At 60.1% G+C, this 24,701-nt stretch carries 23 protein-coding genes; 10 read left to right on the top strand and 13 right to left on the bottom strand.

The window, feature by feature from the left end; all coding sequences use genetic code 11:
• The first annotated feature begins 36 nt into the window (after nt 1-36).
• Nucleotides 37-837: a glucose 1-dehydrogenase gene (locus JTJ32_RS08145; protein ID WP_210041708.1), complete on the top strand. Its 801-nt coding sequence runs from the start codon at nt 37-39 to the stop codon at nt 835-837.
• Nucleotides 830-2,656, top strand: a complete 1,827-nt coding sequence (locus JTJ32_RS08140) for a glycoside hydrolase family 15 protein (protein WP_210041707.1) — start codon at nt 830-832, stop codon at nt 2,654-2,656. The genes JTJ32_RS08145 and JTJ32_RS08140 overlap by 8 nt, the downstream gene beginning before the upstream one ends.
• A 25-nt stretch (nt 2,657-2,681) precedes the next feature.
• Here the strand turns inward: JTJ32_RS08140 and JTJ32_RS08135 are convergent, their stop codons facing one another.
• The 5 genes from JTJ32_RS08135 to JTJ32_RS08115 all read right to left on the bottom strand — a co-directional run bounded on the left by JTJ32_RS08135 (nt 2,682) and on the right by JTJ32_RS08115 (nt 8,636).
• Nucleotides 2,682-4,112 (bottom strand): DUF2723 domain-containing protein, encoded by a 1,431-nt coding sequence (locus JTJ32_RS08135; RefSeq protein WP_210041706.1) that lies wholly within the window; start codon nt 4,110-4,112, stop codon nt 2,682-2,684.
• 66 nt (nt 4,113-4,178) lie between these two features.
• Nucleotides 4,179-5,138 (bottom strand): lysylphosphatidylglycerol synthase transmembrane domain-containing protein, encoded by a 960-nt coding sequence (locus JTJ32_RS08130; protein ID WP_210041705.1) that lies wholly within the window; start codon nt 5,136-5,138, stop codon nt 4,179-4,181.
• Nucleotides 5,135-5,875: an SDR family oxidoreductase gene (locus JTJ32_RS08125; RefSeq protein WP_210041704.1), complete on the bottom strand. Its 741-nt coding sequence runs from the start codon at nt 5,873-5,875 to the stop codon at nt 5,135-5,137. Before JTJ32_RS08125 ends, JTJ32_RS08130 begins: the two co-directional genes overlap by 4 nt.
• On the bottom strand, nt 5,872-7,188 hold the full coding sequence (locus JTJ32_RS08120; RefSeq protein ID WP_210041703.1) for an FAD-binding oxidoreductase: 1,317 nt from the start codon (nt 7,186-7,188) through the stop codon (nt 5,872-5,874). Before JTJ32_RS08120 ends, JTJ32_RS08125 begins: the two co-directional genes overlap by 4 nt.
• Nucleotides 7,185-8,636, bottom strand: coding sequence for a UbiA family prenyltransferase (locus JTJ32_RS08115; protein WP_210041702.1), 1,452 nt, complete (start codon nt 8,634-8,636; stop codon nt 7,185-7,187). Before JTJ32_RS08115 ends, JTJ32_RS08120 begins: the two co-directional genes overlap by 4 nt.
• 357 nt (nt 8,637-8,993) lie before the next feature.
• Between JTJ32_RS08115 and norR the strand changes: the two genes are divergently transcribed.
• Both norR and JTJ32_RS08105 read left to right on the top strand, forming a co-directional pair.
• Nucleotides 8,994-10,547: a nitric oxide reductase transcriptional regulator NorR gene (gene norR, locus JTJ32_RS08110; RefSeq protein ID WP_236059219.1), complete on the top strand. Its 1,554-nt coding sequence runs from the start codon at nt 8,994-8,996 to the stop codon at nt 10,545-10,547.
• A gap of 113 nt (nt 10,548-10,660) precedes the next feature.
• Nucleotides 10,661-10,885 carry a DUF6555 family protein gene (locus JTJ32_RS08105; RefSeq protein WP_099227863.1) on the top strand — a complete coding sequence of 75 codons (225 nt, stop codon included), beginning with the start codon at nt 10,661-10,663 and terminating at the stop codon, nt 10,883-10,885.
• Between the two features lie 18 nt (nt 10,886-10,903).
• Here the strand turns inward: JTJ32_RS08105 and JTJ32_RS08100 are convergent, their stop codons facing one another.
• Entirely contained in the window at nt 10,904-12,322 is a 1,419-nt protein-coding gene (locus tag JTJ32_RS08100; protein WP_184323432.1) for an MFS transporter, read from the bottom strand.
• Between the two features lie 314 nt (nt 12,323-12,636).
• On the opposite strand from JTJ32_RS08100, the gene JTJ32_RS08095 reads away from it, so the two are divergent.
• Both JTJ32_RS08095 and JTJ32_RS08090 read left to right on the top strand, forming a co-directional pair.
• On the top strand, nt 12,637-13,944 hold the full coding sequence (locus tag JTJ32_RS08095) for an Nramp family divalent metal transporter (RefSeq protein WP_184323464.1): 1,308 nt from the start codon (nt 12,637-12,639) through the stop codon (nt 13,942-13,944).
• A 63-nt stretch (nt 13,945-14,007) separates the two neighbouring features.
• Nucleotides 14,008-15,465 carry an MFS transporter gene (locus JTJ32_RS08090; protein WP_236059218.1) on the top strand — a complete coding sequence of 486 codons (1,458 nt, stop codon included), beginning with the start codon at nt 14,008-14,010 and terminating at the stop codon, nt 15,463-15,465.
• Here JTJ32_RS08090 and JTJ32_RS08085 read toward each other — a convergent pair.
• The 3 genes from JTJ32_RS08085 to JTJ32_RS08075 form a co-directional block, all read right to left on the bottom strand.
• The gene (locus JTJ32_RS08085) at nt 15,462-15,659 is read right to left on the bottom strand and encodes a hypothetical protein (protein WP_099227859.1); all 198 of its coding nucleotides are present in this window, start codon (nt 15,657-15,659) and stop codon (nt 15,462-15,464) included. The genes JTJ32_RS08090 and JTJ32_RS08085 overlap by 4 nt on opposite strands.
• A 122-nt stretch (nt 15,660-15,781) precedes the next feature.
• A complete protein-coding gene (locus JTJ32_RS08080; RefSeq protein ID WP_184323433.1) occupies nt 15,782-15,985 on the bottom strand; it encodes a hypothetical protein in 204 nt (67 codons plus the stop codon).
• A gap of 63 nt (nt 15,986-16,048) precedes the next feature.
• Nucleotides 16,049-16,543 (bottom strand): DUF3828 domain-containing protein, encoded by a 495-nt coding sequence (locus JTJ32_RS08075; RefSeq protein WP_099228039.1) that lies wholly within the window; start codon nt 16,541-16,543, stop codon nt 16,049-16,051.
• A gap of 196 nt (nt 16,544-16,739) precedes the next feature.
• Here JTJ32_RS08075 and JTJ32_RS08070 point away from each other — a divergent pair, with 196 nt between their 5' ends.
• Complete coding sequence (locus tag JTJ32_RS08070; protein ID WP_210041700.1) at nt 16,740-17,324, top strand: LysE family translocator; 585 nt, start codon at nt 16,740-16,742, stop codon at nt 17,322-17,324.
• A 10-nt stretch (nt 17,325-17,334) separates the two neighbouring features.
• Here the strand turns inward: JTJ32_RS08070 and JTJ32_RS08065 are convergent, their stop codons facing one another.
• The 3 genes from JTJ32_RS08065 to JTJ32_RS08055 form a co-directional block, all read right to left on the bottom strand.
• Entirely contained in the window at nt 17,335-18,156 is an 822-nt protein-coding gene (locus JTJ32_RS08065) for a helix-turn-helix transcriptional regulator (protein WP_210041698.1), read from the bottom strand.
• A 124-nt stretch (nt 18,157-18,280) separates the two neighbouring features.
• The gene (locus tag JTJ32_RS08060; protein ID WP_184323436.1) at nt 18,281-18,589 is read right to left on the bottom strand and encodes an RcnB family protein; all 309 of its coding nucleotides are present in this window, start codon (nt 18,587-18,589) and stop codon (nt 18,281-18,283) included.
• A 97-nt stretch (nt 18,590-18,686) separates the two neighbouring features.
• Nucleotides 18,687-19,544: an SDR family oxidoreductase gene (locus tag JTJ32_RS08055; RefSeq protein WP_210041697.1), complete on the bottom strand. Its 858-nt coding sequence runs from the start codon at nt 19,542-19,544 to the stop codon at nt 18,687-18,689.
• Nucleotides 19,545-19,631: 87 nt separating this feature from the next.
• Between JTJ32_RS08055 and JTJ32_RS08050 the strand changes: the two genes are divergently transcribed.
• The 3 genes from JTJ32_RS08050 to poxB all read left to right on the top strand — a co-directional run bounded on the left by JTJ32_RS08050 (nt 19,632) and on the right by poxB (nt 24,158).
• On the top strand, nt 19,632-20,072 hold the full coding sequence (locus JTJ32_RS08050; protein WP_210041696.1) for a winged helix-turn-helix transcriptional regulator: 441 nt from the start codon (nt 19,632-19,634) through the stop codon (nt 20,070-20,072).
• 135 nt (nt 20,073-20,207) lie between these two features.
• Complete coding sequence (gene mrdA / locus JTJ32_RS08045; protein WP_099227853.1) at nt 20,208-22,097, top strand: penicillin-binding protein 2; 1,890 nt, start codon at nt 20,208-20,210, stop codon at nt 22,095-22,097.
• Nucleotides 22,098-22,439: 342 nt separating this feature from the next.
• Nucleotides 22,440-24,158, top strand: coding sequence for a ubiquinone-dependent pyruvate dehydrogenase (gene poxB / locus JTJ32_RS08040; RefSeq protein ID WP_210041695.1), 1,719 nt, complete (start codon nt 22,440-22,442; stop codon nt 24,156-24,158).
• Here poxB and JTJ32_RS08035 read toward each other — a convergent pair.
• Nucleotides 24,155-24,577 carry a GFA family protein gene (locus JTJ32_RS08035; RefSeq protein WP_210041694.1) on the bottom strand — a complete coding sequence of 141 codons (423 nt, stop codon included), beginning with the start codon at nt 24,575-24,577 and terminating at the stop codon, nt 24,155-24,157. The two genes, poxB and JTJ32_RS08035, sit on opposite strands and share 4 nt — an antisense overlap.
• Nucleotides 24,578-24,701: the final 124 nt, after the last annotated feature.

Below are 24,701 nucleotides of genomic sequence, written 5' to 3'. Positions count from 1 at the left end.
AACGCATGCCCTAGCAGACTTCGAGGCTGAAATTCGATGCATATCTCTCTCAAGCAACAAGTCGCACTCGTCACCGGCGCCAGCTCCGGTCTGGGCGCTGCGGCCGCGCGCGCTCTGGCAGATGCCGGCGCTGCGGTCGTGATCAATTACCACTCCAAGGCTGAACCTGCCGAAAAACTCGCGAACGAGATTCGTGCGGCGGGTGGGCAGGCAATCGCCATGGGCGCCGACGTTTCCAAAGAAGACGAGGTCGAGCGATTGTTCGCCCAGACCATCGAGCAGTTCGGGGCGCTGGACATTCTGTTCGCCAACTCCGGTCTTCAGAAAGACGCCGCGTTCGTCGACATGAGTCTTGAGGACTGGAACACGGTCATCAACGTCAACCTCACCGGCCAGTTCCTCTGCGCCCGCGCCGCCGTACGCCAGTTCATCAGCCAGGGCATGCGCAAGGACGTGTCACGGGCAATGGGCAAGATCATTCACATGAGTTCGGTGCACCAACTCATTCCCTGGGCCGGGCACGTCAATTACGCGGCCTCCAAGGGTGGCGTCGATCTGCTGATGCGCAGCATTGCCCAGGAAGTGGGCGAGCAGAAGATTCGTGTCAACAGCATTGCGCCCGGCGCCATCCGCACCCCGATTAACGCCGATGCGCGAAAGGGTGATGCGGAAAAGAAAATGCTCGAACTGATTCCCTATGGCCGCATCGGCGAGCCGGAGGACGTGGCCAATGCCGTGGTCTGGCTGGCGTCCGACGCCTCGGATTACGTGCACGGCACGACGCTGTTCATCGACGGCGGCATGACCCTTTATCCGGAGTTCCGAGGCAATGGCTGACTTTCCAGAAGAGGCACAGAATGCGATCGAGAATCACGGCATCATTGGCGACATGCGCAGTGCTGCACTGATCGCCGACACAGGCAGCATCGACTTCTGCTGCTGGCCGGATTTCGACAGCCCCTCGATCTTTACCGCACTGCTCGACACCCACGACGCGGGCATCTTCCAGCTGGCACCGGACCTGCCTGATGCGCGACGCCTGCAGATCTATCTGCCGGACACCAACGTGCTGCAGACCCGCTGGATATCCGAAGAGGCGGTCGTCGAGGTTACCGACCTGATGCCCATCGGCGAGGACGAGGACGACCTGCCGCGCATCGTGCGGCGGGTTCAGGTTCGCTTCGGCAAAGCCACCATGCGCATGCGTTGCAGGGTGCGTATGGATTACAGCCGCGCCGAGACCGCCGCGCATCAGGAAGGCAACGACGTCTGCTTTCAGGCCGAGGGCCAGCCGGGCATGCGCCTGTCTGCGGCGACGCCTCTGCATGTGGAGCACGACGCAGCGGTTGCCGAGTTCCAGATGGAAAAGGGCCAGACCATCGAGTTCATTCTCGGCGGTGTCGATGACCCGCATGTGGCTGCCGGAAAATGTTCACGTTACTTCGACGACACCCTGGCGTTCTGGCGTCGCTGGGCGGGGCAATCCGAATACAAAGGCCGCTGGCGCGAGATGGTCATGCGTTCGGCGCTGGCGCTCAAGCTGCTGACCTCGCGCAAGCATGGCGGCATCATTGCGGCGGCGACCTTCGGCCTGCCGGAAACTCCCGGCGGCGAACGTAACTGGGATTACCGCTACACCTGGATCCGTGATGCATCCTTCACCGTTTATGCCTTCATGCGGCTGGGCTATACCGATGAAGCCAATGCCTTCATGGGCTGGGTGCGGGGGCGTCTGGATGACAGCTGCGAGCGCACGCAGAAAATGGGCATTCTTTATGCGCTGGACGGCCACGACAAACTGCCTGAAGAACACCTGGATCACCTGACTGGCTATGGCGGCGCGCTGCCGGTGCGCATTGGCAACGAAGCGTACGAGCAGACACAGCTGGACATCTATGGCGAGCTGATGGACGCCGTCTACCTGGCCAACAAGTACGGCGATGCCATCTCCCACGATGGCTGGAAGCACGTGGTGCGTCAGGTGGATTACGTCTGCGAGCACTGGAGCGATCGGGATGTGGGCATCTGGGAAATGCGCGGTGGCGATCAGCATTTCCTGCATTCGCGGCTGATGTGCTGGGTCGCACTGGATCGGGCGTTGCGTCTGGCGTTCAAGCGTTCGCTGTCCGGGCCTTTCGAGCGCTGGACCAAGGTGCGCGAGCAGATTCACGACGACATCTGGGAAAACTTCTGGAACGAAGAACTGGGGCATTTCGTGCAGCATAAGGGCAGCCGCAATCTGGATGCCTCGATGCTATTGATGCCGCTGGTTCGGTTTGTCGGTGCGAGCGATCCCAAGTGGCTGGCGACGCTGGATGCCATCGAGCGCACGCTGGTGCGTGACGGCATGGTGTTCCGTTATCGCAACGACGACGATCATGACGACGGTCTGGCAGGAGAAGAGGGCGCGTTTGTCGCCTGCTCGTTCTGGTACGTCGAATGCCTCGCCCGCGCCGGGCGGGTAGGCCAGGCGCACCTGGAGTTCGAACAACTGCTGCGCTACGCCAACCCCCTGGGCCTGTACGCCGAAGAGTTCGACTCGCATGCGCGTCACTTGGGCAACACGCCGCAGGCGCTGAGTCATCTGGCGCTGATCAGTGCGGCCAGCTTCCTTGACCGCAAGCTCGGCGGTGGCCAGGCACTCTGGCAACCCTGAGTGCCGTTGCAGAAGGGGATTTGCGTTACTTGGTGTGTAACGCAAACCCCACTGACTTGTCCTCCAGAGCGTAATGCTCCGCAATCATTGCGCAATAGCTCAGACGCGCCAGATAGACACCCGGATTGCCGAGGTAGGCGCGGATGTCGATGTTGTCGCCGCACATTGCCAGCCTGCGACCACGCAACCGTCCCACCGCTTGTGCGGAGCGAATCGCGCCCATGGGTGTCCAGTCGGCGATGATCAGTGCGCCTTCAGGCACCGACTGTTCGTAGGCGTTCACGAACTGTTCGGCAGACCGGTCGGGCAGGTAAGGCACCATGAAATAGTGGATGTCCTCGCGAAACGGCAGTTTCTCTTTGTGAGTGGGGAGATTGACCACGCCGCTGGCATACAGCGACCAGGCCAGCATGATCACCAGGGGCGACGTCAGCACCGAGGCATTGAGCAGTGCAGTGCCAGCTCGATTGCGTGGCAGCAGCGCGGGCAGTTGGATCATGCCAATCACGCTCAACATCGCGATCCCCGGCAGGAAAAACGTGAAACGGTCGGTGACGTTGTAGGAAATCGCGAAAATCAGATTCAGCATCGCCGCGCTCCAAAGGAGGCGCAGTCGACTGTCCTTGGGGAACAACAGCAGTCCGGCTATCTGCGGACCGATCAGCGACAACAACAGCAGCACCACCGAGTTTTTCTCGTGCCACAGGTCATCGAAACGAAACAGACTGCTCTCCCATTCCGGTCCGGCGATGGTGGTCGAGGCACCCGTCAGGTAACGGCGGGCGATATCGATCAGGCTCATTCCGGCGTTCAAGTCGTTGAACACCGCCGGCGCGGCAGTGGCGAATCCGAGCATGAAGCCAGGAACCGTCATCAGGATTCGCGCCTTGTGCTGGTACAGCAACTGGATGTAAAGCGGCAGCATCACGATGAAGGTCAGTTGGTGAATCGAAGCGCTTACGCCCGTCAGCACACCGATGATGAACAGCTTCCTCAGAGGTGTCAGGCGCGGATTGGCACTGAACTGCACGGCATAGCCCAAGAGCACGAACAGTGTGTGCAACAGATACACCTCGGCTTTTGTCGACACCCAGAACACCGCGTGGGCCAGCACGGTGGCGGTGGCTGCAAGCAGCGCCTGGTGGGCTGTGGCACCGACACTGATGGCCAGTCGGTAAATGATCCATGCCAGAGGCAGCAGGAGCAGCGAGTTCATCAGGCTGAGCACTTGAGAACCGAACAGGGCGTAAAACAGTGAGCTGAACGCGTGATAGAACGGATGATCGAGCGGGCCGAGTGACTGACTGAAATACTTGCCTGTGGTGGCATCGGCCAGAAATACCCCATTGTCCATCCACTGGATCGGACCGCTGGAAGCGATGAAGCTTGCCGCGATGGCCGCGCATAACAGCAGCAACGGCACAATGACGGAGTGTCTGGCGTTGGATGAATTCATTAAGCGGCGCCTCGTTGAGATGAGCAGTGGACAGTCCTGTGTTTCCGGGGCGAAAAATCGCGTTGTTCAGCGGCTGAAGGTTGTCGAATCCCTGAACCTTCCAAGCATCACTGCACCAATCGCCACCGCGAACCACAGTGTCGCGAGGCGGATCAGAAGGGTCGCGGCAATCGCATCGGCAGCCGGCATGCCCTTGAACATCAGCAGCCCGATCATCACCGCCTCGGCACCGCCGAGCCCGCCAGGCATGAAGCTCAGGGCACCGGCCAGCATCGCCAGCGCGTAGGTAAACACCGCGAAGGTCATTGGAATCTCCGCGCCCATCCAGCCGAGCACCCAGTGAAACGCCAGCGCCTCGGCACTCCAGGCGCTCAGACTGAGCAGGCTGGCGGCCAGCAACACATCCAGCCGATGGCATTGGCGAGCGGCCAGCAACACGTCCAACAGGTGCCTGAGCAGCGTCTTTAATCGAGAAGTCGTCGGCGGAACCCTGCCGTGCAGCCATTCCAGCAGGCCTCGTTGCGACAGGGTCAGCAATCCCAGCAGCACCAGCGCCAGACCAATCACGATCATTGGTTGCGCGGGCGGATACCAGGACAGGCCGAACAGCGTCAGCAGGGCGATCGCCAGCAGGTCGGACAGGCGCTCGCTGACGAAGGCCGCAAAACTCTGCGGGTAAGGCACGCCCTGCGGTTTAAGCAATACGCCACGTAGCGCTTCTCCCGCCTTGCCCGGCGTGGTGGTCAGGGCAAATCCTGCGAGATAGGCGGCGAGGCTGGCACGCCATGCCAGCGGATGGCCGAGCACACGCAGGTAGAGCTGCCAGCGCACGAAACGCAGTCCGTAGTTGAGGGCCGACATCAACAGTGCAAGGCCGATACCCGCCGCGCCGACCCTTGCTGTAGCCTGCGCCACCTCGTGCCAGCCGCCCCACAGGCAAAAAGCCAGATAGCCCAGCGCCGATCCGATGACCGACACCACCACGGCCCGGTAACGCCAGCCGGATAGCCAGGGCGCGGCCGTCACAGGTTCAGCCTCTTGAACATCGGCTGCGGAATCGAGCGGATCACCAGCATGATCAGTGCCCAGAATCCCGGTGCGTACAGGCTGGTGGCCTGGCGTGCGATACCGTTGACGATCCGTTCGGCAACCTGTTCCGGCTGCGCAAGCAACGCCGCTGGCAACGACAGCCCCCGAGTCATCGGCGTATCGACAAAGCCGGGCTTGATGGTCAGCACGTGTACACCGACCTTGAACAGGCGCGCCTGCAGACCGTCGCAAAAGGTCGAAACCGCAGCCTTGGCAGCTCCGTACAGGTAGTTGGAAGGCCGGCCGCGCTCACCCGCGACCGAAGAAATAACCGCCAGCGTGCCGCAACGCTGGACCTCGAAATGTCGGGCAAGCAGCGTCAACAGTGCGATCACCGACGCGCTGTTGGTGATGAATTCCTGCAGGGCCAGCCCGACATCCTGTTCGCAGGCGCGCTGGTCCGGCAGGGTGCCATGGGCAATCAGCACCACATCGATCTGGCCGAGCACCTCGAGGCAATCGGCGAGCATTCTCGGGTGTTCGGCAAAATGCGTGGCGTCCATTTCATGCAGGGTGACCTTCCTGGCCCCGCGCCCCTCGAGATCGGCGGCCGTGACCTGCAGCTTGTCGGCACTGCGCGCCACCAGGAAGAAATCACAGCCTTGCGCGGCCCAGAGACGCGCGCATGCATGGGCGATGGCCGAGGTGGCCCCAATGATCAGAATTCGTTTCATGGCAGGACTCGTTTCCAGAAGCGGGACATCAGGGAAGGGTCGCGCAGGGCTTCCAGGCGTTCCCAGGCCGGATAGGCCTGGCGGAAATCGCTCCCGTTCATGTGGGCGTCCTTGGCCGGGTACAGACGCCCGCCTGCCTCATGGACAATGGCGTCCAGACGCGGGAACAGCGAGCCGGCAAGGTCGCGGTGTTGCGGAAAATCCAGCGCCAGTGAAGTGCCCGGCATCGGGAACGACAGCAGGCCCGGCGAGGCGATATCGCCGCAGCGCTTGAGCACCGCCAGAAATGAACCCTGACCGGACTCGGCGATGGTATCGAGCAGTGCCTGCATGGCGTCCTGCGCACCGTGTTCGGGGATCACGCATTGGTACTGCTGAAAGCCCTTGCGCCCATAGACCCGGTTCCAGTGCAGCACGCGGTCCAGCGGATAGAAAAACGGCTCATAGGCGCTGCGCACAGGCGTCGGTCGGGCAGGGTGGGCATGCCAATACAACGAATTGAACACGCGCAGCGACAGGTTATTGATCAGCGACAGCGGCGGGGTAACCGGCACGCTCAGTTTGCTGCGCCGTTCGACCTCAAGCGAGCCGAAGCGCGCATGGTCGCCCACGATGTACACCCCGCGCCCGCTATTGCTGCCCCGCGCCAGACAATCCACCCAGGCCACGCTGTATTCGTGGCGATGGTCGAGTTCCCGAGAGAGGGTGAAAAACTCACCAAGATTGGCAAATCGCACCACGGTGCTGTCGATCTGGGCGGTGCGGATCGGCATCAGTTGCAGGTCCGCCCAGTGTATGACCCCGGTCAGCCCCAGACCGCCGATGCTCGCCGCGTACAGCAGTGGGTTTTCCACGGGCGAGCAGATCATCGCCTGCTCGCCCTGACGCAACAGGCCGAAGCGCAGCACATGGCAGCCGAACGTCCCGCGCAGATGGTGGTTCTTGCCATGCACGTCGTTGGCGATTGCCCCCCCCACAGTGACGAATTGCGTACCGGGTGTGACCGGCAGAAACCAGCCTTGCACAATGGCCGCTGTGAGCACCTGAGCCAGCGTCATGCCAGCCTCGACGCGCACGATGCCGGTCTTCCAGTTGGCGGCGATGAACCGGTCCAGGCGATGCATGTGCAGCACGTGGCCGCTGCTCGCCAGGCAACTGTCGCCGTAGCTGCGGCCATTGCCGAACGGCAGGCTGGTTTTATGCCGGTCCAGTGTGGCTGCCATGTGCTGCGGCAGGTCATCGATCCACGTGCATGCATGGCCCTGCTGCGCGAACCGGGGATACCGACCCCACGGATAGAGAGGCGCCGTCATGCGGCAACCCAGAACACCAGCAGGAACAGCGCACCGATCCCCTGGCTGATGCGGTCGCGGATGGCGAAGACCACGGGATCATCGTTCATCAGCCCGCGGTGGGTGAGCATCCATATGCGGGTGATCCAGAACAGCAGCAACGGACACGCCAGCCAGATGACGTGCGGGTGCTGATAAAGCGCGATGGTGGCACCTTCGTGGATGTACAGCGCCAGAACCATCACCGCGAGGTTGCCGGAAGAGGCGCCGAGCGAGGCGATCATGTCCAGGTCGCCGGGGTAGTAACCGCGGCCGCGGGTCTTGCCTTCCACCTCACGCACTCGCGCTTCACGCAGTTCGGCGTAGCGCTTGACCAGCGCCAGACTCAGAAACAGGAACATCGAAAACGCCAGAATCCAGAACGTCAGTGGCAGATGGAATGCTGCTGCGCCGGCCAAAATGCGTGTGGTGTAGAGCATCGCCAGCACGATGACGTCTACTGCCATGTGCCGCTTCAGGTACAGCGAGTACACCAGCGTCAGCAGGTAATAAGCCCCCAGTACGGCCGAAAACTGCCACGGCAGGACCGCCGCAGCACCGCCAAACGCCAGCAGCAACAGGGTGGGTACGGCGATCAGTCCGGATTTTATCGGTAGACGGCCGCTGGCAAACGGACGGTTGCGTTTGCTGCGGTGGTGACGATCGTCTGCCAGATCCAGCAAATCATTGAGTACGTACACGCTCGACGCACAGAGGCCGAAGAATAGAAATGCCAGCAGACCATCGATCACCTGTTGCGATTGCTGAATCTGATGCGCTGCCAGCAGCGGTACGAAGATCAGCGCGTTCTTGAGCCACTGGTGCAGGCGTAGCGCTTTGCGCCAGTCCTTGAGGTTTATTGCGTGCGCGTTGAGCACTTGATCGACATTGCCTTGGGCTTGCGCCCGGCGCTGTACGCCGGCATGCGGATTGGCAACGATGGCTTTGCGTGCCGTCGCCCAGATGCACAGATCGTCAATGGAATTGCCGATGTAATCGAAGCCGCTCTGGCCGTAGTGATCGATCAGAAGATCACGTTTGCGATGGGCCGAAAGATTGACCTCGCCGTCGGACGCCCACACTTGATCGAACAGGTTGAGGTGCCTGGCGATTTGTGTGGCGAGTGTTTCGTGAGCGGCGGTCGCAAGGACGATCAGCCGTCCGGTCCTGCGCGCTTGCTGAATGTACTCAATGACATCTGCGTCATAGGGCAGCAGCGCGATGTCCAGCTTGACCGACAGGGCGAGCCCTCGCTTGAGCGAAGCCTTACCCTGTAACAGCCAGAGCAGCAATTTGAATACTTGCAGTGGGTATTGCCGTATGAACGCCATGGCGGTTTCAAACAGCACGTCCGAACGCAGCAATGTTCCATCCAGATCGACCACCAGCGGAGGGTGGGTTTGCAGAACTCTTCCCTGAATGCCGGACATGGACAGTGGCTCCTGTGAATATGAGCGCACTATGGAACGAAAACGGACAATCGCCTCTTGAATAAAATTAAACGCAACGGAATTTATTGCCGCCGCCATGACGTCAGAAAATGTCGGCGTAATAGCTGTTTCAATGGCGGAGCCTATTGTTTCATTCGGCTGACACTTTCACCGATGACTTTACTGTGCAAAAACATATAAGCCCCGTAGTGACTGGACGGCGGGGTTGAATATAGGTCTATACATGGGCTTCATGCCGGCGCCCGCGGATACCCTGATGTAAGGCCGTTGAGACAGGTGTCGTGGTGATGGTAAATCGAGTCATAATGACACCTTCGATTTCGCTGTCCCGGAGTCATGATGACCCATCCATTGCTGCGTGCTCTGGTGCCACTGGTTGCCGACCTGTCCCGTGAACTGCCCGATGAGGAGCGGTATCGACGCCTGTTGCAGTCTCTGCGCCAGTGGTTGCATTGCGATGCCGCCGCGCTGCTCAGGCTGGATGAAGGCGTGCTGACGCCGCTGGCGGTGGATGGCCTGAGCCCCGACACTCTGGGTCGCCGCTTTCGGGTGGAAGAGCATCCGCGCTTCAAGGCGTTGCTGGAGAGCCCGGTACCGGTGCGCTTCTCCTATGACTGTCCCCTGCCGGATCCTTATGACGGTCTGGTGGAGGGGCAGGGTCCGCTGGAAGTGCACGACTGCGTCGGGTGCGTGCTGCATTTTCAGGAGCGCCCGTGGGGGCTGATCACGCTGGACTCGCTGGACCCGTCGAGCTTTGGCAAGGTCGACCTGGATAATCTGCAGGCCTTTGCCAGTCTCGCTGCCGCTACAGTCATGGCCAGCGAGCGCATTCAGCATTTGTCGCGTGGCGTCGAGGATCAGCGGCAGCTGGTGGAGGTTTACAAGCGTGCTGCAGGTGGGCGGGCTCCTCGCGAACTGATTGGTCAGAGTGAAGTGCTGGAGCGCTTGCAGCAGGAAATCCAGTTGGTCGCCAACAGCCCGCTGACCGTACTGGTTACCGGTGAAACCGGCGTCGGCAAGGAGCTGGTTGCCGAGGCCATCCATCTGCATTCCCCCAGAGCCCACAAGCCGCTGATCAGCCTCAACTGCGCGGCGTTGCCGGAAACGCTGGTAGAGAGCGAACTCTTCGGCCACGTGAAGGGTGCTTTTTCCGGTGCCGTGAATGGGCGCAGTGGCAAGTTCGAGCTGGCCGATGGCGGCACGCTGTTTCTCGATGAAGTCGGCGAGCTACCGCTTTCCGTGCAATCCAAGCTTTTGCGAGTGCTGCAGAGCGGCCAATTACAGAGGGTTGGCTCGGATCTGGAACATCGGGTGGACGTGCGCATCATCGCTGCCACCAACCGTAACCTGGCTGAAGAGGTACGTTCTGGCCGGTTTCGCGCCGACCTGTATCACCGCCTGAGCGTCTATCCTTTACAGGTTCCGGCATTGCGCGAGCGGGGCCGCGACGTGTTGTTGCTGGCCGGCTACTTTCTGGAGGAGAACCGTCTGCGCATGGGGTTGCGCAGCCTGCGGCTGAACACCGAGGCGCAGCGAATGCTGCTGGCGTATGCCTGGCCCGGCAATGTCAGGGAGTTGGAACATCTGATCAGCCGAGCCGTACTCAAGGCGTTGTCCGGCCATGCACAGCGTCCGCGTATCCTGACCATCGAGCCACAGGCCCTGGGCCTGGATGAGGCGGTCGACAGCCTGCCACTGTCGCAGCCGGTATCGGACATTGCGGCAGTCATTGAGGGGCATGGGCTCAAGGGGGCAGTGGATGCCTATCAACGCGCAGTTATCTGCGATGCACTTGATCGGCATCAGGGACGATGGAGCGAAGTTGCTCGCGAGTTGTCGGTAGATCGGGCCAATCTCAACCGGCTTTCAAAACGATTGGGAATCCGTTGATGTACGGAGAGCGAGGTTCATTGGTCGCTGATATCTAAAAAAGACTGAATTTTTTCATGATGACTTGGGTCACCTGTTACTCAAGCCACCACTGAAAAAGGATCAGGCTTTCAATGGCACTGCCCAAACACTATCGAATCGATTATCTATTGAACGGCTCTTTCAAGAGTTTCTATATACGAACCGAACATATGGATAATGTCGAAGCCTGGCATTACGCAAGTGTCGACGCAGGCCTTGCGCGTATCCCGAAATACCGTCTGGAGAAAGTGCCTCGCGTCTCGAAACCCTATGCAGAGCATTTTGGCGTGACTGATGTCGAGTGGGCTCAGGCTTGAGCCCACTGTCTGCGTGATCTAGCGGTGGGCGATGTTTTCCAGCGCCAGATTACGAGTACGGGGACCAAAACCGCCGATGGTGATGATCACGATCAGCATGCTGCTGACGATGAACGCGAGAACCCCCGGTGTGCCGAAGTGCTCCAGAAATATCCCGATCAGCAGGCTGCTGAAAACCGTGGACAGGCGACTGAACGAGTAGCAGAAGCCCACGGCGCGCGCCCGGATGTTGGTCGGAAACAGCTCACCCTGGTAAGAGTGGTAACTGAAACTCAGCCAGGCGTTACTGAACGTGATCATGATACCGCAGAAGATCAGCCCCGCGGCACTGGTCTGAAACGCGAACAGCGTGCCGAAGATCATCGAACTCAGGGCCGAGCCCACGATCTGCCATTTGTTCTCGAACCGATTGGCAAACTTCACGAACAGCAGCGGACCCAGCGGATACGCCAGAGTAATCACGAAGGCGTAACTGAGGCTGTGAGTCACGCTCACGCCTTGGCCCGACAGCAACGCTGGCAGCCAGTTGCCGAAGCCGAAGAACCCGATGGCCTGGAAGATGTGGAAGGCGATCAACATCAAGGCGCGACGCCGGAACGGCGGCTGCCACATATCGGCAAAACGGCCCTTGCCCTCGACCGCCACGGTGTGCGGCTCAGGCTGATCCAATGGCTGTTTGTGATCCTTCAGGCAGCGTGCTTCCAGATCCTCCACGACCCGCTCGGCCTCCGCGAAGCGCCCATGCTGCGCCAGCCAGCGTGGCGACTCAGGCAGCGAAGAACGCAGCCACCAGATGAACAGCGCGAATACCGCACTGCTGATCACCACCCAGCGCCAGCCGGCATAGCCGAGCGGATCCTGCGGCACCAGCCACCACGACATCAGCGCCACGCTGGGCACGGCCAGGAACTGAATCGAGAAGGCAAATGCGAATGCCGAGCTGCGTATGCGTTTGGGAACCAGTTCCGACAGGTAGGCATCGATGGTGACCAGTTCCACGCCGAGGCCAATGCCGACCAGAAAGCGCATGCCGATCACGCCCATTGCCGAGGTCTGCAGGCCCATCATGACGGTTGCCACGGTGTACCAGATCAGCGCGCAGGTGAAGATGGCACGACGGCCGAAACGATCGGCAATCGGACTGACCAGGCTGGCGCCGAAGAACAGACCGAGAAAGGTCGCCGAGGCGAATGCTGCCTGATCGGAGAAGCCGAATAACCCCTGGCTGCCAGTCGCAAAAATACCTTCGCGAATCAGACCGGGGCTGATGTAGGCTGTCTGGAACAGGTCATAAAGCTCGAAGAACCCGCCGATGGAGAGCAGGGCGATCAGTTTCCAGATGGTGGCGACGGCGGGCAGTCGGTCGATACGTGCCGAGATGAGGGCGGCGCGAAGTGGGTCGGCGTGCGTATTGTTGTTTGAATTGGGAGAGACCATCGTAGGACCGTCCGGCAGGATAGGGACCGTCATCGTACTGGTTTTACATTTGGTAATAGTTGCGTAATAAAGCGATTTTAAGTGGGTTTTTGGCGAATTATTGCGAGTAATGAACGGATTTCAAATTTTACTGAACGTTCGCTAAAGTTTTTTTTACAAATCGCCATCGGCAGTTTTGCCCTCGAATGCATGATCAACGGCATATGAAACGACATGGAACGGCCCTTGTTTGCCACTCATGTATCAAGATATGTCGCAAAACCTTAGGATAGGGCTTCGATTTTTTGCCCTTCCGGATTCTCGTGACGTACAAACTGCCCACCACGGCGACAGCGCCGTTTTGCCCTTCGGCGACCACCGAAAGTGTCGCCATTCCGGCCAATGCGTCGCCCCTGCGCAAGATGATGTTGTTCATCGGTCCCGGCTTGCTGGTGTCGATTGGCTACATGGACCCCGGCAACTGGGCCACGGCCATCGAAGCCGGGTCGCGCTTCGGCTACTCGCTCCTGTTCGTGGTGGTGCTGGCGAGCCTTTCCGGCATGGTGCTGCAAAACCTGTGTTCGCGTCTGGGCATTGCCACGGGCCGGGATCTGGCGCAACTGTCTGCGGCCCGTTACAGCCGCAACGTCGCCAAGGGTCAATGGTTGTTGGCAGAGCTGTCGATCATCGCCACGGATCTGGCCGAGGTGCTGGGGGCAGCGCTGGCGTTTCATCTGCTGCTGGGCGTGTCGATCACCGTCGGCGTTGCCCTGACGGCCTTCGACACCCTGATTGTTCTGGCTTTGCAGGGTGCCAATTTCCGGCGGCTCGAAGCCATTGTGCTGGGGCTGATCGCGACCATCGCCGCATGCTTTGCCGTCGAGCTGATCCTGATCAAACCGTTCTGGCCGGACGTGGCGGCGGGTCTCAAACCCAGTTGGGATGTGCTGAGCAGTCAGGAACCACTGTACATCGCCATCGGCATCCTTGGCGCAACGGTGATGCCGCACAACCTGTACCTGCATTCGTCTGTGGTGCAGACACGCGTCAACGGTTCCGATCTGGCGAGCAAGGCCACCGCCATCCGTTACGCCCGCCTGGACACCATCGGTTCGCTCAGCCTCGCACTGCTGATCAACGCCGCGATCCTGATTCTGGCCGCCGCCGCTTTTCACAAGACCGGCCACACCGATGTGGTCGAGATTCAGGACGCCTACCACCTGCTTGATCCGCTGGTGGGCGGCGCGATTGCCAGCGTGTTGTTTGGCGTGGCGTTGCTGGCAGCGGGGCAGAGCTCGACCTTTACCGGCACCATTGCCGGTCAGGTCGTGCTCGAAGGTTTTCTGCAGGCGAAGATTCCCTGCTGGCAGCGGCGCCTGATCACCCGTGCACTGGCGCTGATCCCTGCGCTGATCGGTGTGGTCTGGCTGGGCGATAGCTCGGTAGGGCAGATGCTGGTGCTCAGCCAGGTGGTGTTGAGCCTGCAACTGCCATTTGCACTGTGGCCGCTGATCCGGTTCACGAGTGACAAAAGTTTAATGGGGCAGTTCGTCAACGGTCGGCTGGTACAAATCGCCGCCTGGGGCCTGTTTGGTCTGATATCTGCCGCCAACCTGACGCTGTTGTGGTTCTGGATCAGCTGAACTTAGCGTCTCGGGATCGGCTCTCAATCCTGACATTCAGGTCCGCCGTGAAGGAATCCCGACATGACAACGATCCATGTACCCGACAAGGGCAAGGTGTTCGAGACCGACCTGCCTGCTCGACTGGATCGATTGCCCTGGGGCCGTTTTCACACGCTGCTGGTCGTGGCTCTGGGCATCACCTGGCTGCTTGACGGCCTGGAAGTGACCCTCGCCGGTTCTGTCGCGGGCGCGTTGAAGGCCAGTCCGGTACTGAACCTCAGCAACAGCGAGATAGGTCTGGCGGGCGCTGCCTACATTGCCGGAGCGGTACTGGGGGCCTTGTTTTTCGGCTGGCTGACCGACCGTCTTGGGCGACGCAAGCTGTTCTTCATCACCCTGGCGCTGTACATCAGCGCTACCTTTGCCACGGCATTTTCCTTCAGCGTCTGGAGCTTCATGCTGTTCCGGTTTTTGACCGGCATGGGTATCGGCGGCGAATACACCGCCATCAATTCGACTATTCAGGAATTCACGCCAGCTCGTTATCGCGGCTGGGTGGACCTGACCATCAATGGCACCTTCTGGCTGGGCGCGGCACTGGGCGCTGTCGGCTCCATCGTGCTGCTGGATCCACAGTGGGTCGGCGCTGAATTGGGGTGGCGGCTTTGCTTCGGCATCGGCGCCGTGCTCGGTCTGTTCATCATGCTGATGCGCCTGTGGCTGCCGGAGAGCCCTCGCTGGCTGATGATTCATGGCCGCTCGGACGAAGCGCGCAAGATCGTCGAACAGATCGAATCGGATATGGAGCGCCGCGGACATGTATTGCCAGCCGTCGAAGGCAAGCCATTGCGATTGCATGCCCGCGACCACACACCACTGGGCGAAATCTTTCACACGCTGTTCGTGTCGTTCCGCCAGCGCTCGCTGGTCGGGCTGACATTGCTGACCGCTCAGGCGTTTTTCTATAACGCGATCTTCTTCACTTATGCGCTGGTGCTCACCGACTTCTATGGCGTGCCTTCCGAGCGGGTTGGCTGGTACGTGCTGCCGCTGGCGCTGGGCAATTTCTGCGGGCCATTGCTGCTGGGTCGGCTGTTCGATGTGGTCGGGCGGCGCATCATGATCAGCCTGACCTACGGGGTGTCTGGCGTTTTGCTGGCAATCAGCGGCTATCTGTTTCAGCAGGGCGCGCTGGACGTTACCCAGCAGGCCATCGCCTGGATGGTGATCTTCTTCTTTGCGTCGGCCGCCGCCAGTTCGGCGTACCTGACCGTGGCCGAAACCTTCCCGCTGGAAATTCGCGCGCTGGCCATTGCCGTCTTCTATGCCTTCGGCACGGGATTGGGCGGGATTATCGGTCCGACACTGTTTGGCGAGCTGATCGAAACACACGACCGCAGCAATGTGCTGATCGGTTATCTCATCGGGGCGGGATTGATGCTGTTGGCGGCGTTCGTGCAGTCGATCTGGGGCGCGGCAGCCGAACGCAAATCGCTGGAAGAAGTGGCGCGACCGTTGTCTCAGGCAAGGGATGACTAGCTGAAAACGCCGCGCAGGTCCATGACGGACGCTCTGAGCCCCTGAATCTGCTCGCTCACAGCCTTGGCTTCATTCGCCCGCGAATTGTGCTGCAGGTAGGCCAAGTGTCCGGACATGTTGCTCGAGACGCGCTCAAGGTCGTCAGCCGTGCGCTGTACATAAGCCTGAATGTCTTTGAGCTGCTCGATGTGCACGAATGTTTTCCTTTAGGTCGCATCCGAGCGCACTGATTGAAGAGGGTGGGTAAGCCTGCTGACAGTCTATCGGCGTTGATGGCTATTTGCTTTAGGTCTGGCGATAAATAAATCGAGGCCGCCTAATCTTCGTCTTCATCGTCCTCCCCGGAATAGGAATCGAGCAGCTCTGCCAGCGCCAGGGTGCGTTTCAGTCCGCTCATGCTGGACATGATCTCAGCCACTGCTTGTGTCGCCGCAATCCTCGCGGCTTCGCGTTCGGCATCAGTGTTATTGGGCGTGGCATCCTGCGCCGCTTCAATAATCGACTGCTCAAAGGTATTCATGTAGCTCGCTCTTGATATCCGGCAGACTGTGATACAGACAATGACCTATTGTTTCAAGACCCGTCAGTCCCCTTCGTACGGGAAGTCCTGCAAGGTCTGCGTCAACGCGACCTCCTGCGGGCCTTGCAGGTCGTCCAGCGCCCAGCAGCCATTGGGGTTCTTGACCAGTCGCAGTCGCGACGTCTGACTCGCGGGCGCCTGCTGAGGTGCATCCTTGTAACCCAGCATGTACGTCATCTCGACCACCGCCTGTTTGTCTTCGTTGGACACCAGCTTCCACTCGATCGGCTTCTGCACGTCGCCGTCCTGCGCGTCGGTCCATGGATTGGCTGCGATGGCGCACTGATCCCCACCTGGACCCTGGCACGTCCAGTCTCGTTTCAACAGGCTCAGCAACGGTTTGGACAGGTAATCCGCCGAGCCCTTGCCGTTGATGTAGAAATCCTGATGTTTCTCATAGATCCATCGGCCCGTATCCACGGGTGTGGCGGCCGGGCAGGCGGCATGCGCGGTGGAAGAGAGCAGGCAGGCAAGGACGAGCGCAAGAGATCGGGACATGTAGCGGACTCGCAGTGAGGTTGATTGCACAGGGGTGAAATCGCATTTGTAGTCCACACGGTCAAAAAAGCAATCGTTTTGTTCTATACGCATATTGCGTGCGAGAGCGCCAGGAAGGGTAATTTCCTTCAATACGCCTGTGGTCCCGTCACCTTACCTTGGCCCGGTCTGTCTGATCGTGGTCGAGGAGTTCTTCATGAGTCTGTTCATTTCCATGGCCGCCTTTGCGCTGGCATCGTCCATTACACCGGGCCCGGTGAATATCGTCGCCCTGAGCACCGGCGCACATTATGGTTTCTGGTCCGGTATGCGCCACGTACTGGGCGCGACGCTCGGTTTCACGCTGCTGCTGGTGCTGATCGGCTTTGGTCTGCACGAAACCCTGCGCCAATGGCCGTTTCTGACTCGGATCATTCAATGGGCGGGTGTCGCTTTCCTGCTGTACATGGCGGTCCGGCTGGCAATGGATGACGGCCAACTGACGGTGTCCGGCGCGGGCCGAGCACCGTCGATGCTGCAGGGAGCGATCATGCAGTGGCTCAACCCCAAGGCGTGGCTGGCGTCGATAGCAGGCATGGGCGTGTTCGTCGCCAACGGCGAGGCGTTACTGATCGGCCAGTTTGCGACGATCTATTTCGTTGTGTGTTACCTCTCCCTTGGCTGCTGGGCTTACGCGGGCAGTTTTTTGAGCCAATACCTGCGCAGCGCCCGAGGTGTGCGGGTGTTCAATCGGGTCATGGCGTTGATGCTGGCGGGGTGTGCGCTGTACCTGGTCGTCTGAATCCGGTGGCTCAGAACCGATATTGTCCCGGCGTTGCGGCCAGGTGCTTTTTGAACTCGCGCTGGAAATGCGCCTGATCGGCAAAGCCTGTTTCCTGCGCCACGTCGGCGATCAGTCGGCCTTCCCGCAACCGGTTGCGGGCATATTGAATGCGGCGATTAAGCAGGTAGGCGTGGGGCGTCATATGGTAACGCTGTTCGAACGCCCGAATCAGGTAGGACGCTGACAGGTTGGCTGCCTCGCAGATATCGGACAGCCTGACGGCCTGTGTGAAGTGCTCGTTGATGTACTCGGCAGCGCGGGCCACTTTGGGTGCAGGCGGGTCGATGGCGGACGCCTCGCCGCTCAGTGTTTCATGCATGAGGGTGAAGAATGACACGGCCATGCAGTGCTTCTGCAGCGTATCGGCCTGCGTGTCGATCAGGGTTCCATACAGCGCCGTCAGTGCGGCGAACAGCGCGGGTTCGCGACTGTGGGTCGGTGTCAGCGGTCGAAAAGCCGCGCCGGGTTCGTCCTGGACAGAACCCAGCCAGTCACTGTCGACGTACAGCATCAGGTATGACCACGGCTGATCCTCGATTGGATTGCAGGCATGCACATCCCCCGGATTCATCAGCACCACGGTGCCTGCGGTCACGCGTTGAGAGGTTTTTTCGTGCAGGTAAGTGCTTTGTCCACGGGTGATCGCGCCAATCGAGAAGATGTCGTGGGAATGACGTGCGTAACACACCTTGCGGCCATCCTGAACCGAACGTGCTTCGATGAACGGCAAACGCTCATCGCGCCAGAAGAACGGCGTACTGTCGGATGGACTGAGAGGCTGAGTGGTCATGCTGATGTCCCTTCGGCTTGTTCCTTGCGTGCCGAGGGTAACTGATTTGAGCCAGGCGCTGCCATGGCACCTGATGAAGCGGGAACGACCTGCGGCCGCTCCCGTGAACCTTGCCGCGTGCAGCTTACTTCTTGACCGGTACGATATCGACGATCTGTCCATTGACCTTCTGGAAACGCACGTACTTGTCGTTGATCTGCACCCACTCGCTTTCCTTGGCAGGCGCTTCCAGACCCTTGGCTTTCCAGTCCTTGATGCTGGAGTCGCTGCGGCGATATTTCTCGGGCACACGCGAACCCATTTCAAGCTCGTGGGTGTTGTCTTTGGATTCGGCCACTTTTGGTTCGGGCGCATCGGCAGCGTGAACGGGCAGGGTGGCGACCGAGAAGCAGCCGAGCAAGGTCATGCAGGCGATCAACGATTTGCTTTTCATGTAAAGACTCCCAGTCTTTGTCGTAATGCGATGGCTTTATGCCTCGTAAAGACTGGGACCTTCACCGGTGAAAATCATTCGATCAGGTTTTTGCGCGTCAGCGTTTCAGGGCTTCGGCGATGGTTACGGACAGCGGTGTAGTCGGGCGACCGATCAGGCGGCTCAACTGGCGGGTATCGTCGAACAGCGCGCCCTTGGAGGCTGCCGTGTCCGAGTCGGCGAACAGCTGGGCATAGATCGCAGGCACACCTGCCTTCACCAGCGCCGCTTCGAAGTCAGCCTGCGACAGATTCACATAAGGGATGTTCTTGCCGCTCTGTTTCGACAGTTCGGCGGCGAACTCGGACAAGGTGTAGGTCTCGTCACCTGCCAGCTCGTAGACACGCCCTGACTGATCCTCCTCCGACGTCAGTACAGTCGCAGCGGCCTGAGCGAAGTCAACACGTGCGGCCGAGCTGATACGGCCCTGATCCGCGCTGCCGATGAATGCGTCATGGGCCAGCGCGCCAGGGATGGAGGCGGCATAGTTCTCGGTGTACCAGCCATTGCGCAGCAAAGTGAACGGCACGCCGCTGGCGCGCAGGTAGGCTTCGGTCTCGACATGTTCATCGGCCAGTCCAAGCGCCGATGTGTCCGCACGCAGAATGCTGGTGTAGGCCAGCAACTTGACGCCGGCCTTTTTGGCGGCATCGATAACGGTCCGGTGCTGGGGAAAGCGCTGGCCTATTTGGTTGGATGAAATCAGCAGCACTTTGTCAGCGCCTGCGAATGCACTGTCCAGGGTGGCAGGCTGTGAATAGTCACCCTTGCGGACATGCACGCCCAGCGCTACAAGGTCAGCGGCCTTTTCCGGACTGCGTACTGCGGCAACGATCTCGTTCGCAGAGACGGTTTCGAGCAGCTTTTCAATGACGAGACGACCCAGTTGGCCGTTGGCAGCGGTGACGACGATCATGACGCGTGTCCTTGTATTGGTTTGAAAGAAAGGCGAGCATAGCGATCGTACTTACCTTTCGTAAGTACGTACAAAAAGGTAAGTACCATGCGCGAATCAGATACCCCAACCGCAGTCAGTGCTGGCGAGTCCCTGTTGACGACGATCCGTCAGGGGCAGGTGCTGGCCAGTGACTGTCCTTCCCGGATCATCCTCAACCACGTATGCGGTCGCTGGGGTGTGCTGGTGCTGATCGTGCTGCGCGGCGGCATGCATCGCTTCAGTGAAGTGCGACGCAAGATCGGCGGGGTCAGCGAAAAAATGCTTGCGCAGACACTGCAACAGCTGGAGCACGACGGTTTTGTCGATCGCAAGGCGCTGCCAGTGGTGCCGCCTCATGTCGAGTACAGACTGACAGCGATGGGGGGAGAGGTGGCGCTGCAGGTCGAAACGCTGGCGGTCTGGGTCGAGACGAATCTGCCACGGATCATGCAGGCACGTGCTGCGTCGGAACTGGCTGTTACGCACGCACCCGCAGAGCCGGCATGACCCTTCGCTGACAGATTTTTCATCCAGTCACCGTCAGGTCGGCCCCCTGCAATCACCACTTCTTGGTATGGTGCGCGCCGAAACATTCATTTACATGTTCCGTTGTGCCGTGACTTTTACCGAGAAGCTGTAGAAATGCCCGAACCGATTCCTTTAAAGGACCATGAAAAAGAGACGCGGCTGGTCAATCAGCGCTTGATCGCCTGCGCCATACTGGTCGCCGTACTGGCGGGCTCCCTGATCGCGCGGATGTATTTCCTGCAGGTCACCGAATTCGAATACCACTCGACCATTTCCGAGAACAACCGGGTGCATGTGTTGCCGATCCCGCCCGAGCGCGGGCTGATCTATGACCGCAATGGCGAGGTTCTGGCCGACAACCGCCCCAGTTTCAATCTGACCCTGACCCGCGAGCGCGCCGGGGATTGGCACAAGGTCATCGACGAACTGATGACGCTGCTGTCGTTGCCCGATGAAGACCGCATTCTGTTCGACAAGGAACTGAAGCAGGTGCGTCATCCGTTCGAGCCGGCGACGCTGCTGTACGAACTGACCGAAGAACAGATCGCCATTCTGGCCGTCAATCAATACCTGTTGCCGGGCGTCGATGTCGCGGCGCAGTTTGTGCGTCATTACCCGCTGGGCGATCACTTTGCCCATTCCATCGGTTACGTCGGGCGTATCAACGAAAAAGAAGCCTCGCAACTGGACAACGAATACCGCGGCACGCAGTCCATCGGCAAGACCGGCATCGAGCGGTTCTACGAGTCCGAGCTGCATGGCCACGTGGGCTATGAAGAAGTCGAAACCAACGCGCAAGGTCGCGTGTTGCGGGTGCTGAAACACACCGATCCGGTGCCCGGCAAGAACATCACCCTGAGCCTGGACGTGCACCTTCAAGAGGCTGCCGAGAAAGCGCTGGGTGATCGTCGTGGTTCAGTGGTGGCGCTGGACCCGGATACGGGCGAGGTGCTGGCGATGGTCAGCAAACCCAGCTTCGACCCCAACCTGTTCGTGACCGGTATCAGCTTCAAACAGTACGCCGCACTACGTGATTCCATAGACCGGCCGCTGTTCAACCGCGTGTTGCGCGGGCTTTACGCGCCGGGCTCGACGGTCAAGCCGGAAGTGGCGATTGCCGGGCTGGACAGCGGGGTGGTCAATGCATCGACCAAGGTCTTCGACCCCGGTTATTTCCAACTGCCGGACTTCGATCACAAGTACCGCAACTGGAACCACAGCGGCGACGGCTGGGTGGACATGGACACGGCGATCATGCGCTCCAACGACACCTATTTCTACACGCTGGCGCACAAGCTGGGCATCGACCGACTGCACGACTACATGACTATGTTCGGCATCGGCCAGAAGGTCTCGCTGGACATGTTCGAGGAGTCGGCGGGCCTGATGCCGTCCCGCGAATGGAAACGCGCTACGCGCCGTCAGGCCTGGTTTCCCGGCGAGACCGTGATCCTCGGTATCGGTCAGGGCTACATGCAGGTCACGCCGTTGCAACTGGCGCAGGCGACCTCGCTGATCGCCAGCAAAGGCGTCTGGCATCGGCCGCACCTTGCGATGGACGTGGGCCATGTGGCGCCGGTCGATGAGCACCCGATGCCCAACATCGTGCTGCACGACCCGCGTGAGTGGGAACAGGTCAACGAAGGCATGCAAATGGTAATGCACGATCCGCGCGGCATTGCCCGGGATGCGGCCAAGGGTGCGCAATACCGCATCGCGGGCAAGAGTGGTACCGCTCAGGTTGTGGCGATCAAGCAGGGTGAGCGTTACAACCGCCTCAAGACCCTGGAGCGCAACCGGGACAACGCCTTGTTCGTCGGCTTCGCCCCGGCAGAGCATCCAAAAATCGTCGTCTCGGTGACCATCGAAAACGGCGAGGCGGGTGGTCGTGTGGCAGGTCCCGTGGTGCGTGAAATTCTCGACGCCTGGCTTCTGGACAGCGATGGCAAGCTCAAACCGCAATACGCCGCGCCGACCAAGCCTGCGGGCAACCCGCACGCCTGATATTGCCTCCACGCTGATCGTGCTCATCGCGGGTGAGCATGAATGCATACCCCGTGGGAGTCGGCTCGCCGGCGATGGCGTCAGTTCAGTCACTGACAGGTCGCTTCAGACAACGCCTCGCCGGCAAGCCGCCTCCCACAGTTCGTTGGCTGCAGCTAGACCGCGCATTCAGTGAACCTTGCACTTGGGTGCACAGGTGTCTGGCCTGCCAATCTGAACACCCCTCGGTTTCCCGGAACTGTAGAGCGCGCATCGGGTCGACCACAACAGGCGTAGCAGAGCGCTGCACCTGTTTCTTCCCGTAAGGAAGCCGAACCCCTTTGCCTCGACAAGGAACCCCGCATGTCCAAGACCATTGCCGATCATCTTGCGCAAACCCTCGCAGCGGCAGGTGTTTCTCACATCTGGGGCGTTTCCGGTGACAGCCTCAACGGTCTGACCGACAGCCTGGAACGCACCGATTCGATTCGCTGGATGCACACCCGTCACGAAGAAGTCGCCGCGTTTGCCGCAGGCGCTCAAGCCGCGAGCAGCGGCAAGCTGGCGGTCTGCGCCGGCAGTTGCGGACCGGGCAACCTGCACCTGATCAACGGCCTGTACGACTGCCACCGCAACCGGGTGCCGGTGCTTGCCATTGCTGCGCACATACCGTCTTCGGAAATCGGTCTGGATTATTTTCAGGAAACCCATCCTCAGGAACTGTTCAAGGAGTGCAGCCATTTCGTTGAAATGGTCAGTAATCCCGAGCAATTCCCACGAGTACTGGAGCGTGCGATGCGTGCGGCGATCAGCCAGAAAGGTGTCGCGGTGATCGTATTGCCCGGTGACGTCGCGCTGAGCGCTGCGCCTGACGTTCCAGCCAAATGGGTTGAGCCCACGCCACCGACTGTCGTTCCGGCTGAAAACGACCTGCAGGCCATGGTCGAGCTGCTCAACGACTCAAAAGCCACGACGCTGCTGTGCGGTGCTGGCTGTGCGGGAGCCCACGAACAGGTCGTCGCGCTGGCCGAAAAGCTCGGCGCGCCTATCGTGCATGCCCTGCGCGGCAAGCAGCATGTCGAATACGACAACCCGTTCGACGTCGGCATGACCGGCCTGATCGGCTTCAGCTCCGGCTACCACGCCATGCTGTCCTGCGACACGCTGGTCATCCTCGGCAGTAGCTTTCCGTACCGAAACTTCTATCCCGAGAAAGCCAAGGTCATCCAGATCGACCTTGACCCGACTCAACTCGGCCGTCGCACGCCGGTAACGCTGGGGCTGACCGGTGGCGTGCGGGAAACGCTCGACGCGCTGCTGCCCAAACTCAAACCGCACTCCGATCGCCGTTTCCTCGACAAGGCCCTCAAGCATTACGCCAAGGCCCGCGAAGAGCTGGACGAACTGGCCACGCCAACGCCTGCCGACACCCCGATCCACCCGCAGTACCTCACGCGCCTGATCGACGAGCAGGCCGACGCTGACGCCATCTTCACCGTTGACGTCGGCACACCGACACTGTGGGCCGCGCGCTACCTGCACATGAATGGCCAGCGCAGCCTGCTGGGCTCGTTCAACCACGGCTCAATGGCCAATGCATTGCCTCAGGCGCTGGGTGCCAAGGCCGAACACCCGGATCGCCAAGTGGTTGCGCTGTGCGGCGACGGCGGCCTGTCGATGTTGATGGGCGACCTGTTAAGCATTCGTCAGTTGAATTTGCCGATCAAAATGGTCGTGTTCAACAACAGTTCGCTGGGTTTCGTCGACATGGAAATGAAAGCCGCTGGTTATGTGCCTCACGGCACCGATTTCCACGAAACCAACTTCGCCGGTGTCGCGCTGGGTGCCGGTATTCTGGGCATACGCGTACAAAGTGCGGAAGAACTGCCTGGCGCCTTGCGTAAGGCCTTCGACCATCCCGGCCCGGTGCTGATCGACGTCGTGACCGCCAAGCAGGAACTGGGCATCCCGCCAAAAATCAAACTCGCCCAGGCCAAAGGCTTCAGCCTGTACATGATGCGCGCCGTGTTCAGCGGCCGTGGCAGCGAAGTGCTTGAACTGGCCAAAACCAACCTGCGTTAGTCACACAAGGGCAGGGGCTCGGCAGGCCGGTCGGCGGGGTGATTGACCCCGTCACTGGTCTGCACCGGCCCCAGATCGAACGGGTTTACACCGTCCAGGCACGCGACGTTGTAGCCGAACTCATGCGGATTGGAACGTCGCCGATGGTGCGTATAGATCCCACACCGGCCACAAAAGTAATGCTCTGCCGTACGGCTGTTGAACTGATACAGCTTCAGCATCTTCTGGCCGTGAATCACGCGAACGCCATCTTCCGCCACCGTCGCAACGATGGCACCTCGGCGTCGACACAGCGAACAGTCGCAGCGTCTAGGGTCTACAATGCCGTCCGGCAAATCCAGCTCCAATACGACTGCTCCACAGTGGCAGGATGCGAGATGGGTGGGTTTGATCTCGGTCGCTCCGACGGATTTGATCATGGATTTTTCCTCCTTGTTTCTGTCAGGTTAACGCTAGAGGGAGGGTATGATCTTGCCGGTGGTCGATAAATGGATTTTATACGGTCTCAGTGCAGGCTTGATGTGTGCTGTAAGGTGTATGACT

This window comes from Pseudomonas alliivorans (assembly GCF_017826695.1).
Classification (GTDB): Bacteria; Pseudomonadota; Gammaproteobacteria; order Pseudomonadales; family Pseudomonadaceae; genus Aquipseudomonas; species Aquipseudomonas alliivorans.
This window is presented reverse-complemented; position numbering and strand designations above follow the sequence as displayed.

Coding starts and splice junctions, on each gene's coding strand:
- JTJ32_RS08135 (WP_210041706.1), bottom strand. CDS start 4,112: ATGAATTCATCCAACGCCAGACACTCCGTCATTGTGCCGTTGCTGCTG.
- JTJ32_RS08090 (WP_236059218.1), top strand. CDS start 14,008: ATGACAACGATCCATGTACCCGACAAGGGCAAGGTGTTCGAGACCGAC.
- JTJ32_RS08070 (WP_210041700.1), top strand. CDS start 16,740: ATGAGTCTGTTCATTTCCATGGCCGCCTTTGCGCTGGCATCGTCCATT.
- JTJ32_RS08105 (WP_099227863.1), top strand. CDS start 10,661: ATGGCACTGCCCAAACACTATCGAATCGATTATCTATTGAACGGCTCT.
- JTJ32_RS08100 (WP_184323432.1), bottom strand. CDS start 12,322: ATGGTCTCTCCCAATTCAAACAACAATACGCACGCCGACCCACTTCGC.
- JTJ32_RS08115 (WP_210041702.1), bottom strand. CDS start 8,636: ATGTCCGGCATTCAGGGAAGAGTTCTGCAAACCCACCCTCCGCTGGTG.
- JTJ32_RS08080 (WP_184323433.1), bottom strand. CDS start 15,985: ATGAATACCTTTGAGCAGTCGATTATTGAAGCGGCGCAGGATGCCACG.
- JTJ32_RS08145 (WP_210041708.1), top strand. CDS start 37: ATGCATATCTCTCTCAAGCAACAAGTCGCACTCGTCACCGGCGCCAGC.
- JTJ32_RS08050 (WP_210041696.1), top strand. CDS start 19,632: ATGCGCGAATCAGATACCCCAACCGCAGTCAGTGCTGGCGAGTCCCTG.
- JTJ32_RS08065 (WP_210041698.1), bottom strand. CDS start 18,156: ATGACCACTCAGCCTCTCAGTCCATCCGACAGTACGCCGTTCTTCTGG.
- JTJ32_RS08125 (WP_210041704.1), bottom strand. CDS start 5,875: ATGAAACGAATTCTGATCATTGGGGCCACCTCGGCCATCGCCCATGCA.
- JTJ32_RS08035 (WP_210041694.1), bottom strand. CDS start 24,577: ATGATCAAATCCGTCGGAGCGACCGAGATCAAACCCACCCATCTCGCA.
- mrdA (WP_099227853.1), top strand. CDS start 20,208: ATGCCCGAACCGATTCCTTTAAAGGACCATGAAAAAGAGACGCGGCTG.
- JTJ32_RS08055 (WP_210041697.1), bottom strand. CDS start 19,544: ATGATCGTCGTCACCGCTGCCAACGGCCAACTGGGTCGTCTCGTCATT.
- JTJ32_RS08075 (WP_099228039.1), bottom strand. CDS start 16,543: ATGTCCCGATCTCTTGCGCTCGTCCTTGCCTGCCTGCTCTCTTCCACC.
- JTJ32_RS08140 (WP_210041707.1), top strand. CDS start 830: ATGGCTGACTTTCCAGAAGAGGCACAGAATGCGATCGAGAATCACGGC.
- JTJ32_RS08120 (WP_210041703.1), bottom strand. CDS start 7,188: ATGACGGCGCCTCTCTATCCGTGGGGTCGGTATCCCCGGTTCGCGCAG.
- norR (WP_236059219.1), top strand. CDS start 8,994: ATGATGACCCATCCATTGCTGCGTGCTCTGGTGCCACTGGTTGCCGAC.
- poxB (WP_210041695.1), top strand. CDS start 22,440: ATGTCCAAGACCATTGCCGATCATCTTGCGCAAACCCTCGCAGCGGCA.
- JTJ32_RS08060 (WP_184323436.1), bottom strand. CDS start 18,589: ATGAAAAGCAAATCGTTGATCGCCTGCATGACCTTGCTCGGCTGCTTC.